Origin of the sequence: Microbacterium amylolyticum (assembly GCF_011046975.1) — a bacterium.
GTDB classification, from domain to species: Bacteria; Actinomycetota; Actinomycetes; order Actinomycetales; family Microbacteriaceae; genus Microbacterium; species Microbacterium amylolyticum.
Genome location: NZ_CP049253.1, coordinates 566260 through 581454, shown reverse-complemented (window position 1 = coordinate 581454; position 15195 = coordinate 566260). Strand labels below are relative to the sequence as shown.

The following is a 15195-nucleotide window of genomic DNA, read 5'->3' as shown; positions in this document are numbered from 1 at the left end:
GCGAGAGAGGCGCTCAGCCTACCGGTGTCGCGGCCAAAGCGGCGCGAACGGCGAGGTGATCGCTGGGAAACGCGTTGTCCGCGTGGTGGGGAATATACGCGTTGCTTCCGCCGTGTTCGGTGAAGCCCGTCCGGTTCTCGTCGTCGATCACAGAGCCGTAGTGGTCGGCCGCCACTGCGGTGAGCCCGCGCGTGAAGATGAAGTCGATGCGATCGCGCGGCTCATCTTCGAGAGTGTGAATCTGTGCCCACGTCAGCCCGGGCGCAGCGCCAGGGTCGGGGTGGATGTCCCGGAACGCGTCAGCGTAGCCAGCGTCGAGGAGAATCTGCGTGGCGGGCCACGCGACATCTGGACGGTGGTGGCCGTTCCAGTCCTGGGGCGAAGGAACGTTAAAGTCTCCCGCGATGATCACCGGCATCTCACCGTGCCCGGCGAGAATGCGTTCCGTCTCTGTGAGAACCGATCGAATTTGCTCCGCTCGTTCCTCCTCGCCCGGAACCTCCCGTTCTGCGCCAAAGGCGGTGTTCTTCTCGCCGGCTGATGCGCCGTGCCGGTAGGGACCGTAGTCCCACGGTGCAAGGTGCACGGACCAGGCGAGAACCTCGCCAAGGAACGTTGAGACGATCGCGGCGCTCGCATACGGATCCGTTCCGGTCGCGATCAGCCGTGCCGGATGCGGGCTGAGGACGGCGTTATCGTATCCCTGCTGAGCGACGCCCATGTCGAGGGCCGCGGCAAGAGGCGCAGCCGATCCTTCCCACGCTTCCTGGAGCAGAACGATGTCGGCGCACTGGTCGCGGAGAACATCGATCTGTTTGGCGGCAGAATGTGCCACCTCGCGACCGCCGCACCAGATGTTCCAGGTGAGCACGCGGATCGACGGCGGGGCCGAGGGAGAAGGCAGGGGAACGGTCATGATGTGCGTGTCTCCATTGTCTCGGGAACAATCCGGGCAGTGATGTCGACGAGTGACGCGAATCGGGCGTCGCAGGTCAGCGCAACGCGCGGATCCGCGTTGACCCCGAGCACCGTCATGCCGGCGGTACGAGCTGCCGTGGCGCCAGCGGGCGAATCCTCGAGGGCGATGATGTGGCGCGGGTCCGTCCCCAAGGCATGCGCGGCAGCGAGATACAGATCAGGAGCGGGTTTCCCCCGAGGGACGTCTTCGAGGGTGCGGATCACGGGGATGATATCCAGCAGGCCAACGCTCTTCAGCATCATGTTGACATCGTGGCGTAAACCGTTGCTTGCCACCGCGACGGGGATGTGGGCGGCCAGGTGCGTCATGAGCTCGACGGCCCCCGGCATGGGTTCCACTCCGGGGCGAAGGAGGTCCGAGTAGGTCTTGACCAGGTCGATACGGACATCGCTCGCTGCCTGGCCCGTGTGCGCAGCGAGAACGCGCGCCGTGTCGTCGACGCTGAGCCCGTGAAACGCGTCAGCGTCGACATCAGGAAGCTCGGCAAGGCACTCGGAAATCAGGCGCAACCATACGGATTCTGAGTCGACGAGGATGCCATCGCAGTCAAAGACGACGGCGTGCGCAGTGAACGAACCGCCGGCGCCATCGGAGATGACGAGCGCGCTCACGCGAGAACTCGGTTGCGCGCACCCGAGGCGCTCGGCAGCCGGAGCGCCGGGGCAGCGGAGACGTGTGCTCTCACTCTGGTGCCCGGTGAGATCGACGATGCCGCGGCGGCCGAGACCGAGCTGGTGATCCGGAAGCCTTCCGGCGTCACGGCGCTGACGATGGTCCGTTCGCCAAGATATGTCTGTTCGGTGACGGTGGCATCGCCATCGGCGTCGCGGCGCAGTTCGACATCTTCCGGTCGGACGAACAGCGTGTCGAGGCCGGCTGAGGGAGCCACGAGCGGTAGCGGTCCGCCAGCGAATTCGGGGCGAGCGCCCACCTCCGTGACGGTTCCCACGAAACGGGCGACGAACTCGGACGCCGGCCGCTGATAGACATCCTGTGGTGCGGCGATCTGTTCGATATGACCGCCGTTGAGGACAGCGACACGATCGGCAATCGCGAGTGCTTCGCCCTGGTCGTGCGTCACGAACATCGTCGTGATGCCCAGCTGCTGCTGGAGTCGCCGTATCTCATCACGAATCTGAGCGCGCACGATGGCATCGAGCGCGGAGAGCGGCTCGTCCAAGAGGAGAACCGACGGTTGAACGGCGAGGGCTCGCGCCAGTGCCACGCGTTGCTGTTGCCCGCCGGAGAGCTGGTGGGGAAAACGCGTGGCGAGATGATCCAGTCCGCACATCTCCAGCAGATCGTTCGCCCTGCGGCGGCGCTCGGGGCTCGGCAGGCGTCGAATGCGCAGTCCGTACTCAACGTTGTGGAGCACGGAGAGATTGGGGAACAGGCTGTAGGCCTGGAACACCATTCCGATGTCGCGCCGGTTCGGCGCACGGTGCGTGACGTCGTCGCCGCCGACGAGCACACGGCCTGACGTCGGCTTTTCGAAACCGGCCAGAATCCTGAGTGCGGTTGTCTTCCCGCATCCCGACGGGCCGAGCACACTGAGGAGCTCGCCGGGCGCGATGCGAACAGACATGTCCTTCAGAACCGTCGTCGTGCCGAAGGTTTTCGTCACGTTCTCGAGGACGACGTCGTTGTTGGCTGTGGCGGGAATGGTCATGATGCGGTCACCTTCTCGGGGGAAGCACTCTGGGCCGGGTCGGCGGTGTTGCTGTCATCGATAACGCGTGTGGGAGCCATGCGGCTCGCGGCGACAGTGGCGAGAAGCATGAGTGCCCAGGTGGTCAGATTCAGGAGGACGGCGACGGCGATCGACGCGCGAAAGTCGGTCTGGGACACCGTGAAGAGCCAGACCGGAACCGTTTGTTGGCTGAGCGTGGCAGCAATGGAGAACTCACCGAAGCACAGTGCGGTTCCGAAGAAAGCAGAAAAGCGAACGGGGCCGGCGATGTTGGGAAGGACGACCCGCCAGATCGTTCCCCAGGTGCTGGCGCCGAGGATCGTCGAGCCCTCGACGATCGCCTTGAGGGGAATTGTGCGGAGGCCCGCGTCGATGGAACGGAACGTGAAGGGGAGGCAAAGAACGACGTAGGTGCCAACGAGAATCAACGGAAGGTCGGGATTTTGCAGGGTCTGGCTGATCTGGCCGGGGACGGATCCTCGTCCCTGGGAAGCGCCCCACCGCAGAAGCGAAATGACTCCGGCGGCGAGTGCGATCGAGGGAACAACAAGCGGCAACGTGCACAGCACCTCGAGAAGGGGGCGGAGCCTCGGTGCCCAGAGGTGAACTGCCACGACAGCGGGGACAAGCGTCAGCAGTAGCACGACGATCGTGATCGCTGCGATGGTGAGGGTGCGTAGCGCGGCCGAGGCGAGATTCTGATCGCCTGTCAGCACCTCGAATGCCCGCAGCGAAAAGGATCCGCCGGGAAAGGTAGCGAAGGCGATGCTGCAGATGATGGGAACCGCCAGATACAGCGCAACGGCAAGGATGGGCACCCAGCGCAGGGGCGAGGTCAGGCGAGCCATCGTGCGGACATCCTCTGCAGTCGATTGAAAAGGAACAGAACGACGACAGCGATCGCGACCATCGTGAGGCCGAGTGCCATGGCGGCTTCTTCGCCTCCTGCGCGCGTGCCGGATCGGAGTTCGTCAGCGATCGTCAGCGTCACGAGGGGGAAACCGCCGGTTCCGATGAGAACGGCGGCGGAAGCATGCGTTGCGTAGGCGGAGCCGAACAACAGAATCCACCCGCCGAGAAGGGCCGGGGCCGCAACAGGAATCCCGACACGGCGCCAGAACGTCCACGCCGAGCCACCGAGGCTCTTGTTGGCTTCGTGCCACTCGCGGCGGAGACCGACGAAGGTCGGAAGCGTCACCATGATCATGGTCGGGATGAGGAAGTACTGGTACATGACCACAAGGCCCTGCCAGCTATACAGAGAGAACCCGACCGAGTCGAGTCCGAGCGCAGCGAAGAGAAAACCCGTGTTGCCGATGGTCACAATGAATGAGAACGCCAGGGGAGCGCCACCGTCATTGGCGAGTACGGACGAGAGAACGGCAACGACGTCGTCGAGGCGGCGGTGCCGGATCTGTGCGATACAAAACGCTGTGATCGCTCCGATGCCGGCCCCAACGGCGGACCCGACGAGTGACACGCGCACCGAGTTCGCGATTGCCTGGCCGCGGTCGGCGAGGCTGGCGAAGTTCTCGAGGCCAAGAGTCTTTCCGCCCTGTCCATCGCTGACCGAGAACGCGACGATGGCCATGCCAAGGAGCGGAAGAAGGAAGAAGCAGGCCAGGAGAAGTGCCATCGGCGCCAGGGCAATGATGGCAGGCGATCCGCGCCCGCCGAGACCTGCTCGGCGGGCGCGGGAGGACGTGGCGGAAGTCACCGGATGGCCGCGGACCACTGCTCGTCGATGACATCCTGATTTGCCTGACGCTGTTCGAGCGTGGGCGACTGTCCGAGTTCCGCGCTCGGAAGGGCCGCGAGGGCATCTTCGTCCACGGTTCCTGCCGCAATCATGGCGTCGAGGCGAACAGGGGAGACACCGCCCTGGAGAAGCAGGTTCTGCCCCTCGTCGGAGAAGAGGAACTCGAAGAAGAGCCTTGCGGTCGCGGGGTGCGGTGCGTCGGCGTTCAGTGATGCGGCGTAGAACGACGAGACGACGCCGTCGTCCGGGATGATGACGTCGATCTCCATGCCGACCTCGTCGGCAAGCCGGTCAGCCACGGGCTGCAGCGTGTATGTCCACTCGAGAAGAATTGGCGTCTCTCCGGTTTCGAGCGTTCCGGCGTTGCCTTGAACGGGGATGAAGTTCCCGACTTCGTTGAGCTCCCGGAAGAACTCGATGCCGGGCGTGATGTCGTCGAGGCTGCCGCCGTGTGCGAGCGCGGCTGCGTGCACGATCATGAACGCAGATTCGGAGTTCTCCGGGGTGTTCGGGAGCGCGACCTGGCCGCGGTACTGGGGGTCCAGCAGGTCGGCGAAGCTGGTCGGACAGGTCTCGACGCGGCCCGTGTCACAGGCGATCGCGATGGTTCCGCCGTACTGGTGCAGCCAGGTGCCGTTTTCGCCGATGTACGAGGGGTCGATGTCGGCAATCGTCTCCGGCGCGTATTCGGCGAGGAGACCATCGAGATCGGCTTGAACTGCGTAGCTCATACCGGTGTCGAGGTAGTCGAGTGAGGTGTCCTGGCCCTGCCGGTTGACAACGGCGTTGACGAGATCCTGGCTCGACCCCGTCGAGGTGTCGTTGTTGATGGTGATGCCGTACTTCTCGGAGAAGGCATCGAGCAGCCCGCCGTAGTTGGCCCAGTCCTCGTAGAGGCCCATGACGTTAAAGGTTCCTTCGGCCTGCGCGTCTTCGACAAGCTGATCGAAACCACCGCCCTCGGAGACGGTTGTTGCGCTCCGCCACAGTGCGGAGGACTCGGACTCGGCCGCCGAGGTTGTGCAGCCTGTCAGCGCGATAGCCGCCGCGGCAACCACGCCGGTTGCGGTGAGGGCGCGTGTGCTCATGGTGTTCAAGGTCACAGCCTTTCGTGAGAGTTGTCGAGCTACTCATCACCGAGATATGACCAACGTCCCTAGTGATGTTGTCTCAACCACCATAAAGATCACTAGTGAACATGTCGAATCGACAACGAGAAAGGGAACGTGATGTGAACGACAGCCGGCGGGCGGGTTGACAGGTGCCGGGTGCATACAATGAGTGTTCATACCTGTCGCGCCCAGGCTGCGCGGCGCACGAAGGGACCCCATCGGGTGCAGACATTTGCCTTTCGGACGATCGCCGACGCACTGCGCGAGGAGATCCTGTCTGGTGCGTACGCCGTTGGTGACTCCTTGCCGCCCGAGCGGGTATTGGCCGAGCGGTTCGGCGCATCCCTCGGCACAGTTCGTGTGGCACTCAAGGAGCTCGTAGCCGAAGGGATCGTTGACGGAAGCAGGGGGCGTCCGAAAACAGTTGTGCGCGTGCCGCGACAGCGTTCCTCGTTCGATGAATTCCACAGCTTCGCGCAGTGGGCGCGTGGCAAGGGACGCGAGCCTGGTGGTCGCGTTGTTGAGAGCGTTTGGCAAATCGCCGACGAGACGGACGAGCGCCTTCTGCAGGCCCCGCGCGGCACACGCGTCCTCAACGTCGTTCGTGTGCGCATGCTCGACGGCGATGTCGTCATGTTGGAGCGCACCCGGTACGCCGAATGGGTGGGTGAGCTCGTCCAGGCGATTCCCGCTGAGGCGTCATCGGTGACGATGGTTCTCGCGGAGCATGGAGTGCGGTTCACGCATGCCGAGCACCGCTTCGGCGCAGAAGGAGCGAAAGCTCGCGATGCGCAGCTCTTGGGAGTGGCGCGTGGCTCGGCCCTTCTGACACATCGTCGTGTCTCCCGTGATCCCAACGGGCGAATCCTCGAGTGGTCCATCGACCGCTACATCGCGGGCAAGATCGTCGTGTCTGTGGGGAACTCGTGGAATCAGAACCCTCTCACATGGACGGTTCCCGACGCCTCATAGCATGCTGAGCGCCGCGATCCCGTCGGCAAACTCGGCACGTGTGCTCGTGTCTACGTCGCGAGGATTCGCGTCGTAGGCGCCGATTGTCGCGGCCTGGATGCGCTGCTGGACGAGCGAGGTGTGCCCGAGGAGGAATTGCTCGGCCACGGCTGCGGCGCGCGCCGGGTCGGAGGATCCTGCACGTGTATACGCCGCGTGAAATCGCTCGCGAATCGCGCCGGAGCTCAGCCCCAGCGCGGCGGAACTCGTGACGACTTCTGCCGCGTCGCGGTGGGCGAGAATCGCGTCACGTAGCGCGAGCGCGGTGGTGTCGACGCCGTCGGCTGGCGCGGCCTCCGCAACGATTCGGTCGGCAAGGGCGGCAAGCAGGGTTTGTTTATTCGCGACGTGCCAGTACAGGGCGCTGGGGGCGACGCCGAGCGCTCCCGCGAGGCGGCGCATCGAGAGGTCGGGAAGGCCGATGTCATCGAGAAGGGCGATCGCCTGATCGATGATGCTCTCGAGGTCATGTCCGGCTCCGCGCATATCCATGACTATACTGAACGACGTTCAATGAACAGTGTTCAGGAAGGAACTCTGATGACCATCAGCGACCGTTGGGAGGCGCGCGACATCGCGCGCGTGGCTGTTTTCGCCGCCATCATTGTGGTGCTCGGCCTGATGGGACCCATCCCCGTGCCCGGGCTCGTTCCGATCACGGCGCAGACGCTGGGGATCATGCTTGCTGGTGCCATTCTCGGGTGGAAGCGTGGGGGAGCGGCAGTTCTCGTCTTCCTCCTCCTTGTCGCCATCGGCCTGCCCGTGCTGTCGGGAGGGCGCGGCGGTCTCGGCGTGTTCGTCGGTCCGAGTGCGGGATACCTCATCGCGTTCGTCCCGGCAGCCATCGTCGTCGGTCTGATCGCCCACTCCGGCCGACTCACCTGGTGGCGCGTGGGCCTGGGCACCGTCGTCGGCGGGCTCTTCGTGATGTACGCGCTCGGCATCCCGGTGGCCGCCGCTGTGACGGGCCAGCCCCTCTCCCTCACGGCGCTCCAGGCGCTCGCCTTTGTCCCCGGTGACCTCATCAAGGCCGTTCTTGCCACTCTTCTGACGCTCGCGCTCTTCCGCGCGTATCCGCCCGCCTTCCCGGCCAAAGCCCGAGCGTTCCGCGCCGGCACGGTGGACACAGCGACCGCTTCCGCATCGGCATGATCCGCACGGAGGGCCTCGACGTTGCCCGTGACGGTGTGCGCATTCTGCACGGGATCACGACGACGCTCGATCAGCCGCGCGTTGCGATCATCGGCGCGAACGGCTCAGGTAAGTCGACGTTCGCACGAACGCTCAACGGCCTCGCAAAACCCACCTCCGGCACGGTCGAGGTCGCAGGAATCGACGTGGGCTCACGCCCGAAACATGCACGCGAAGCGGTCGGCTTTCTGTTCTCGAACCCCGATGCCCAGATCCTCATGCCTACCCCCGCCGAGGACATCGCGCTGTCGTTGACGGCTGCCGGTGTCCCGCGCCCAGAGGTGTCGGCGCGGGCGCACCAGGAGCTGGCGAACTTTGGGCTCGACGGGCGGGCAGACCAGCCGGCGTACAGTCTCTCGGGCGGGCAGAAACAACTTCTCGCGCTCGCGGCCGTGCTCGTCAGAAAACCTCGTGTTCTTGTCGCAGATGAGCCGACGACCCTTCTCGATCGCGGTAATGCTCGTCGCATGGCTGATCTGCTGCTGGAAGGAACGGACCTGGAACAGGTCGTGATCGTCACGCACGATCTTGACCTCGCTGCCCGGTGCGATGTCGCGCTGCGCTTCGCAGACGGCCGGCTTGTGCAACAGGGCGAGCCGTCGACTGTCATTGACGCATACTGCCGGGAGTTCGCGTGATCGCGCTCTTCCGTTCCGGAACGAGCATCGTCCATCGTGCGCCGGCGGGTTTCAAACTCGCTGCGCTTGCGCTACTTGCGCTCATCGCATCCCTGATTCCCCACACGTCGTTGACCGCCGGAATGGGGTTGGCAGCAACGCTTGGACTGTTCTTTCTCGCCGGCTTCGGGCCGATCACGTGGGCGCGTCAGATCTGGCGCATGAAGTGGATCCTGCTGTTTCTCGCCGTGACTCAGGGGATCTTCCTCGGGTGGGAGCCCTCCTGGATCAACACGGCTCGTATCGCGTCGATCGTCCTCCTTGCTGCCGCCGTGACCCTGACGACACCAACGGGAGAGATGATCGATGTCCTGCAGCGTGTTCTTCGACCGCTTCGGCGCATCGGTATCGATCCCTGGCGGGTTGCCTTTACGCTGTCTCTGACGATCGCCGCGATCCCGGTGATCGGCGATTTCGCCGCGCGGATCCGGGAGGCGAAAACGGCGCGAGGCGTTCGGCTGGGACCGAAAGCGATTGTCACTCTGCTCGTGATGTCGTTGCGCCACGCCGACGATATGGCCGACGCCCTAACGGCTCGCGGAATCGCCTGATTTCTGCGGCCGCGGGAAGAGGAGCCGGAGCGAGAACCATCGTTCGTCGGCGTTAATAGACATCGAACCGCCATACGTCGCGACGGTCTGCTCAATGCTTCGCAGTCCGAAACCGTGGTCGTCCGCATCCGGTTTTCGCGAGCGGGGCATGTCGCCCTCGCGTAGAAGAACACCGTCGTAGGTGTTGTCGATGCGGAGCATCACGAAGGCATCTTGTGCGAAGAGCGCAACGCGAACGGAGCGGGTGCCGTCGTTTTCCGTCCGCGTCGCCGCTTCAATGGCGTTGTCGAGGGCATTTCCCGTGACAGTCACCAGATCAAGAGGCGTGAGCATATCCAGCAGGGCGCCGTCTGCAACGCAGGTGATCTCGATCCCCTCATCGCGCGCTGTCATCGCTTTGGCCTGTAAAACGGTGTCGAGCACTGCATTACCGGTGCGAAAACGCGTGCCGTAGTCGGCGATCGACTGCTCAAGTTCATCGACAAGCCGCGCGCGAATCGTGGGATCCTCTTCAGCTCGGATGGCCTGGACGACATGCTTCATGTCGTGATGTTTGCGGCTGACTTCATCGATCGCGCGCTTGGTTGTGCGGTACTGGTCATGCTGACTGCGCAGCAGCGACTGCATTGCCTGCGATTCCGCGCGTGCACGCACTTCCCGTCGCCACTCCTGCTGGGCATACAACGCGATGTACCCGCAGAGATCGACGAGCGTACGAATGTAGAAGATTTCGTGTCCGATACGACCGGAGAACGGGGTATTCGCCCCCGTGAAGCTCAGGTTCGAAATCCCGAACGTGGCGCTGGCGATGGCGACGGCCGCGACCGTCTCGCGCCATCCGGCGTCGACCTCACCACCGCGGGGCAGATGTCGTGCTTCGGCGAACCAGGCGAGGACGAAGCAGCCCGTGAACGTCACGATAAGGAGCACAATCGCTGGTCCGGTGATCGCGCCGTGGGGAAGGAAAAAAGTGTGCAGCTGCCAGTGAAGAGATGCCACGAGCTCCGCCAGCACAAATGCTCGCGCTGTGAGATACACCGTTGCAAGGCGCGTGCTGTCGAGGCAGACCCGGAGAAAGGTGTACATCGCGAGCACGGCCGCGAGCATTCCCAAGGTCCAGAGCGGCAGCGGCAAAAGATCCGCGGCTGCCTGTGTCGCAATGAGTGCGAGCGTGCCAACGACAGCGATAGCGGCGAAGGCAAGCGGGGCCATCCGGCGCCGCAGGATGAGGAGATAAACAAGACACGCGCCGGCTTCTGCGAGTCCCGTGACGACGCGAGGAATGTCGGGGAGGGTTTGGTCGATCACGTTCACGACCCGAGTGCGCCGATATGCTCGGCGAGTGCCGCCAGGAACACCTTCCGCTTCGGCCGGCTGATCTGTAGCTGTGTCCCACCGCGAACGTGGCAGACGGACTGATCAACGGCGGTCACATGCCGGAGGTTAACGAGATAGCCGCTGTTGCACCGCTGGAAGCTCGCAGGGTCCAGTTCCGCCTCCATCGCCTTGAGCGAGGAGACAACGGAATGGGTGTCGGTCAGCGTGTGAATGAGGACGCGGTGACCCGCGCTCTCGAGATAGCGGATGCTGTCAACATCGATGCGGTGGTGCACGCCATCTGCTTGAAAGAGAAGGGTGCGCCGTTCCCGCTTCTTCATCTGAGCCATCACGCGGTCGAGTTCCTGCGCGAAAGCGCCGTAGCCAACAGGCTTGAGGAGATAGCTGAGCGCCTGGACCTCGTAGCCACTGATGGCGTACTGCGGCGAGTTGGTGATGAAGACAATGGCAACGTCACCGTCAACCTCTCGCACGCGCCGCGCCGTTGTCATCCCCGAGACGCGTTCCATTTCGATATCGAGAAGAAGAACATCGAAGTTTGAACGGTACTCGGCGAGTAGGTCCGCTCCGTCTTCAAAGACTGCGATATCGAACGTCTCGCCACGATCCGCCTGATAATGCGCAAGATGAGTGACCACGACATCGCGACTGATCGCATCGTCCTCGACGACACCGATGCGAATCACATCTGCCCCTTCGTCGTGCCCATGCGGTTAACGGTAGTCAGCAGAGATGAGAGGCGGCCGCTTTCAGCTGAACCCGACGACGCGTCGGGCAACGTGGTACGTGAGGGTCGTCATCTGCCGACCGACAGGCCCGGGCAGATTCGCGCTTGTGCCAATGACACCGCGGCGCAAACGTGAGTAGACCCAGGGGGTTTCGCGTTTGATATCCGCCCAGAACGCTCGTCTTTCAGCGAGGTGCGCACGGGTGCCCGCACGAACGAGAATTGCCGATGTGATGCCGCACAGCACCTCAACGTGGTGCAGAAGATACCGATAGAGACCGGCGGGGACATCGGCGGGATGGGGGAGCTCGGCGATCACGAGTCGGTTGACGCGAAGCTGTTGGTCGGCCCGCGACACCATGACGGAGTCATTGACCGACTGATCCGCCCTGCCGATGAAGTAACGGTAGAGGTCGATATCCAGGTAGTACAGCCGCTTTGTGTGAGACAGCGGCGTGACGACGAAGAGGTTGTCGACGTAGAACGTGTGTTCCGGAAGGGACATCCCGGAGGCGCGAATGAGCTCGGTGCGGTACACAAGCGCATGCATCATGAGGTACTGCCGGCGGCCGAATCGCGCCACCTCATCCCACCCAAACGCGCGACCGGCGGGCATCAGCGAGGTATATCGCGTGTACTTGCGCCTCCTGTTGACGCGTTCATGCACATAGTTCGTGATGATCGCGTCAACGCCGTTCGTTGCCTCGAGACGATCAATCGTCGTGAGCAGGGTGGCCAGAGCAGCCGGGTTCAGCCAGTCGTCCGCGTCGAGCACCTTGAGGTAGAGCCCGCGCGCCTTGGCGAGACCCGCCATGATGGCGCCGCCATGGCCGCGGTTGTGCTGGTGGACAACCTGAAAGACCGCGGGGTGGCGTTCTGCATAAGCCGTTGCGATCGCTCGGGTGTTATCGACAGAGCCGTCGTCAACGACGATGACCTCGATGCGCGTCCCGAAACGGGCGAGCGGGCCGAGCGAACGGTCCAGATAGTCGGCCGCGTTGTACGCGGGCACGACGATCGAGAGCAGAGGGTTCACGAGACCTGATTCTTGCCGAGATTACGGCTGGGTGGTGGTCGACACGTCGTCTGTTTTTCCGGATTCCTGCGTCTGTTCGGGAACCTGGCGGAAAATGACGCGAAAGATCGGGTAGAAAACCCAGAACGAGATGGCGGCGTTGATGATCATGGTGATCACGTCGGCTGCCGTTTCGCCCGCGGACCCCCATCCGAATGTTGTGATCAGGAGCTCGTAGATCGGTGCCTTGTAGAAGCCCTGTGCCGCTGCAGCAATGAACGTAATGATGACGTATGCCAGCGCGTACCATCCTGCCGCGACCCAGGCGTTTGTGTTCGATTTGAAGGCGATGTTGCGCTGCGCGAAGAAGTTGAGCGTCTGCGCGATCAGGAGAGTGATCTGCACGGAGAGGAAGTACGCGAGCCCACCACCCGTGCCGTCACCAGCGATAGGGCCAGCTGCGTAGTCGAACATGTAGTACTGGCTGCCATCGACGTTGGCACCGACGGGCAAAACTTGGAAGGAAACATCCGTCAGCCTCGTCCACGCCTCGAATCCCCACCGGAACACCGGCATCAAGGACAGCTGCAGAATCGTCACACCGTTCGACAGGATGAAGAACATCAAGAACTTCGACAGTTCGGGGTGTTTCTCCTGGTACGAACCCCACCAGGACGTGATGCGCGCGATCATGCGCGGCCTCCACTCTTATTCGCAAAAATGCGTTGTGACTGTTTCTCGGCGCGCCGGCCACGGGCATAGGCCCGCATGATGTGCCAGAGGCCGCGGATCGTCTTTCCGTTGGCGAGTCGGAGGACGCCCTCGACGAGGTCGTCGGTGGCGCGGCCGCCCGACATCTTCCCGATCGCGCGGAATGGCATATTCAGAAGGAACAGCATGTTCAGATCTGCCGTGCCTTTGCGGGCGGCAGCACGGCGCCGGCCATCCAGCAGACGAAAGATCAGCCGGCCCACGGGACTGTCTGAGTGTTCGAGGCGGAGCACGGGGTCATTGGCGAGGATGGCGCCGCCGTCGACGCTCGAGCCGTGCTCGCGTCCCAGCAGCGCCGAGAAAGCACGGTTGTCGATGTGTGCAATATCGGCCGTCAGATAGGGCGAGAGCTCTGTGCGGAGAACACCGGCCGGCACGGTTCCCGCGATCTCCATGGCTGCCGCCAAGCGGATGTCTCGAACGCTTGCTCCGACGCGGATCTCATACGTGCCGGCCTCCACCTGCCACGTCTGGGTCTCGACGTCGTAAAAGCGGAAGGCGCGCTCGCCCAGGGGGATCGAGAGCGTTCGCGCCTCGCCGGGCTCGAGCCGCACCTTTGCGAAACCGCGCAGCTCGCTGACGGGGCGCACGACGCTGCTGTCGCCATGTCGAGCGACGTACACCTGAGCGATTTCGGCGCCAGTAAAGGTTCCTGTGTTCTCGATGCTGAACGTCACTTCGGACTCCGACACGCTGATGTCTCGGTAGGAAAACGTCGTGTAGCTGAGGCCGAAGCCGAATTCGAAGGCGACGTCGATGTCAGCCGTTTCGTAATAGCGATACCCAACGAAAGGCCCCTCTCGGTACTCAGCCGCAGGTCCCGTCGCGGGGAAATCGCGGGCCGTCGGCGTATCGCCGAGCGTACGAGGAAGGGTCTCTGCGAGCTTGCCCGACGGCGTTACGGTCCCGGTAAGAACGTCAACGAGGCCCTCGGCGCCGGCCTGTCCGCCGAGATAGGCGTGAATCACCGCGGGTGTCCCGTCTGCCCAGGGCATTTCGACGGCCCCGCCGGCGCTGATGATGACGACGACCCGGTTATTGACGGCCGACACCGCGCGAAGCAACTCGATCTGGTTTCCGGGAATCGACAGCGTTTCACGGTCGAGCCCCTCGGACTCGGCGTTCTCCGGCAGTCCGAGACACACGATCGCGACCTCGGCGACGGCTGCCGCGCGAACAGCCTCGGCGATAAGTACGTCGTCCGGTGTGCCGTCACGGCGAAAGCCCTGCGCATACGCGCTCACGGAGAGCGAGGAGCTGCGGGCGGCGGCGACGAGGTTCGTGACGTTCGTTGCGTTGACGAGTGACGATCCCGCGCCCTGATAGCGCGGCACAGTGGCGAACTCGCCGATGAACGCCACGTCCGTCCCCTCAGCCAGGGGAAGGATGCCATCCTGATTGCGAAGAAGGACGGCGCTCTCGGACGCGGCTCGACGCGCGAGCGCGTGATGGGAGGCCTGGTCGACGCCTCCGGGTGACGGCCGCTGTGTCACGCGCGTGATCAGGTCGAGGAGCTCGGCGACGCGTTGATCGAGATCGTTCTCGGCGAGAACGCCCTGTTCAACTGCCGACACGATGTCACGCGCGGAGGTAAAGCCGGGGGACGGCATCTCGAGGGTGCCGCCGGCGGCTACCGCGCGCACCGCATCGTTGCTTCCACCCCAATCGCTGATGACGGCGCCATCAAAGCCCCATTCGTCTCGCAAAACGTCCTGCAGAAGGTGGGGGTTCTCATGGGCGTACTCTCCGCACACGCGGTTGTACGCCGACATAATTGCCCAAGGCTTCGCCTCACGGACCACCGTTTCAAACGCGGAAAGGTAGATCTCGCGGAGCGTGCGCTCATCGAGAATCGAGTCGCTCGCCATGCGACGGAGCTCCTGGCTGTTGGCCGCGAAGTGCTTGGGCGTCGCGGCCACATGCTGCGACTGAATCCCGCGAACATAGGCCGCCGCCATGACGCCCGCAACTTCCGGATCTTCCGAGAAGTATTCAAAGGAACGGCCACCGAGCGGACTGCGCTTGATGTTCAACCCGGGGCCGAGAAGAACGTGCACCCCCTGCTCAGAGGCCTCTCGACCGAGTGCCGTTCCGATGTCTTCCGCCAGAGAAGCATCCCAGGAGTTTGCGACGGTTGCCGCGGTGGGGAAGCAGGTGGCCGGCAGCGAAGCGGCAATACCGAGGTGATCGCCGGATCCGGTCTGTTTACGCACCCCGTGCGGACCGTCAGACAGAAAGATGCTCTCGATGCCAAGGCGCGGAATCGCTCGTGTCTGCCAGGTGTTCTCGCCGCTGAGGAGCGCTGCCTTCTCGAACAGGCTCAGCTGGGCGATGAGATCGTCGGTGCTCATGGGATGCCTTCTCTGCAAAAGGG

General features: G+C 63.7%; 16 protein-coding genes. 4 read left to right on the top strand and 12 right to left on the bottom strand.

The annotated features are described in order from the left end of the window. Positions 1-13 precede the first annotated feature (13 nt). From G6N81_RS02985 to G6N81_RS02960, 6 genes are all read right to left on the bottom strand, one after another. Positions 14-916 carry an endonuclease/exonuclease/phosphatase family protein gene (locus G6N81_RS02985; RefSeq protein WP_165132854.1) on the bottom strand — a complete coding sequence of 301 codons (903 nt, stop codon included), beginning with the start codon at positions 914-916 and terminating at the stop codon, positions 14-16. After that, the gene (locus tag G6N81_RS02980) at positions 913-1590 is read right to left on the bottom strand and encodes an HAD family hydrolase (protein WP_165132851.1); all 678 of its coding nucleotides are present in this window, start codon (positions 1588-1590) and stop codon (positions 913-915) included. Before G6N81_RS02980 ends, G6N81_RS02985 begins: the two co-directional genes overlap by 4 nt. Continuing rightward, positions 1587-2648 carry an ABC transporter ATP-binding protein gene (locus tag G6N81_RS02975; protein ID WP_165132848.1) on the bottom strand — a complete coding sequence of 354 codons (1062 nt, stop codon included), beginning with the start codon at positions 2646-2648 and terminating at the stop codon, positions 1587-1589. The genes G6N81_RS02980 and G6N81_RS02975 overlap by 4 nt, the downstream gene beginning before the upstream one ends. Beyond that, complete coding sequence (locus G6N81_RS02970) at positions 2645-3517, bottom strand: ABC transporter permease (protein WP_165132845.1); 873 nt, start codon at positions 3515-3517, stop codon at positions 2645-2647. The genes G6N81_RS02975 and G6N81_RS02970 overlap by 4 nt, the downstream gene beginning before the upstream one ends. After that, positions 3505-4305, bottom strand: coding sequence for an ABC transporter permease (locus G6N81_RS02965; RefSeq protein ID WP_165132842.1), 801 nt, complete (start codon positions 4303-4305; stop codon positions 3505-3507). Before G6N81_RS02965 ends, G6N81_RS02970 begins: the two co-directional genes overlap by 13 nt. A 77-nt stretch (positions 4306-4382) precedes the next feature. Beyond that, positions 4383-5516: an ABC transporter substrate-binding protein gene (locus G6N81_RS02960; RefSeq protein ID WP_165132839.1), complete on the bottom strand. Its 1134-nt coding sequence runs from the start codon at positions 5514-5516 to the stop codon at positions 4383-4385. 246 nt (positions 5517-5762) lie between these two features. Between G6N81_RS02960 and G6N81_RS02955 the strand changes: the two genes are divergently transcribed. Then, positions 5763-6512: a GntR family transcriptional regulator gene (locus tag G6N81_RS02955; RefSeq protein WP_165132836.1), complete on the top strand. Its 750-nt coding sequence runs from the start codon at positions 5763-5765 to the stop codon at positions 6510-6512. Here the strand turns inward: G6N81_RS02955 and G6N81_RS02950 are convergent. Continuing rightward, a complete protein-coding gene (locus G6N81_RS02950) occupies positions 6507-7037 on the bottom strand; it encodes a TetR family transcriptional regulator (protein WP_241245041.1) in 531 nt (176 codons plus the stop codon). The two genes, G6N81_RS02955 and G6N81_RS02950, sit on opposite strands and share 6 nt — an antisense overlap. 54 nt (positions 7038-7091) lie before the next feature. Between G6N81_RS02950 and G6N81_RS02945 the strand changes: the two genes are divergently transcribed. Genes G6N81_RS02945 through G6N81_RS02935 form a run of 3 tightly spaced genes read left to right on the top strand, consistent with a single transcriptional unit; the run spans position 7092 to position 8970 of the window. Next, positions 7092-7703 (top strand): biotin transporter BioY, encoded by a 612-nt coding sequence (locus G6N81_RS02945; RefSeq protein WP_165132830.1) that lies wholly within the window; start codon positions 7092-7094, stop codon positions 7701-7703. Next, complete coding sequence (locus G6N81_RS02940; protein WP_165132827.1) at positions 7700-8380, top strand: energy-coupling factor ABC transporter ATP-binding protein; 681 nt, start codon at positions 7700-7702, stop codon at positions 8378-8380. The genes G6N81_RS02945 and G6N81_RS02940 overlap by 4 nt, the downstream gene beginning before the upstream one ends. Continuing rightward, positions 8377-8970 (top strand): energy-coupling factor transporter transmembrane component T family protein, encoded by a 594-nt coding sequence (locus G6N81_RS02935; RefSeq protein ID WP_165132824.1) that lies wholly within the window; start codon positions 8377-8379, stop codon positions 8968-8970. The genes G6N81_RS02940 and G6N81_RS02935 overlap by 4 nt, the downstream gene beginning before the upstream one ends. On the opposite strand, the gene G6N81_RS02930 is transcribed toward G6N81_RS02935, so the two are convergent. From G6N81_RS02930 to G6N81_RS02910, 5 genes are all read right to left on the bottom strand, one after another. Then, positions 8947-10278: a sensor histidine kinase gene (locus G6N81_RS02930; protein WP_165132821.1), complete on the bottom strand. Its 1332-nt coding sequence runs from the start codon at positions 10276-10278 to the stop codon at positions 8947-8949. The two genes, G6N81_RS02935 and G6N81_RS02930, sit on opposite strands and share 24 nt — an antisense overlap. Positions 10279-10280: 2 nt before the next feature. Continuing rightward, positions 10281-10994 (bottom strand): LytR/AlgR family response regulator transcription factor, encoded by a 714-nt coding sequence (locus G6N81_RS02925; protein ID WP_165132818.1) that lies wholly within the window; start codon positions 10992-10994, stop codon positions 10281-10283. Positions 10995-11057: 63 nt separating this feature from the next. Further along, complete coding sequence (locus G6N81_RS02920; RefSeq protein ID WP_165132815.1) at positions 11058-12071, bottom strand: glycosyltransferase family 2 protein; 1014 nt, start codon at positions 12069-12071, stop codon at positions 11058-11060. 21 nt (positions 12072-12092) lie between these two features. Then, on the bottom strand, positions 12093-12743 hold the full coding sequence (locus G6N81_RS02915) for a hypothetical protein (RefSeq protein WP_165132812.1): 651 nt from the start codon (positions 12741-12743) through the stop codon (positions 12093-12095). Further along, on the bottom strand, positions 12740-15172 hold the full coding sequence (locus tag G6N81_RS02910) for a glycoside hydrolase family 3 C-terminal domain-containing protein (protein ID WP_165132809.1): 2433 nt from the start codon (positions 15170-15172) through the stop codon (positions 12740-12742). Before G6N81_RS02910 ends, G6N81_RS02915 begins: the two co-directional genes overlap by 4 nt. Between the last annotated feature and the right edge of the window lie 23 nt (positions 15173-15195).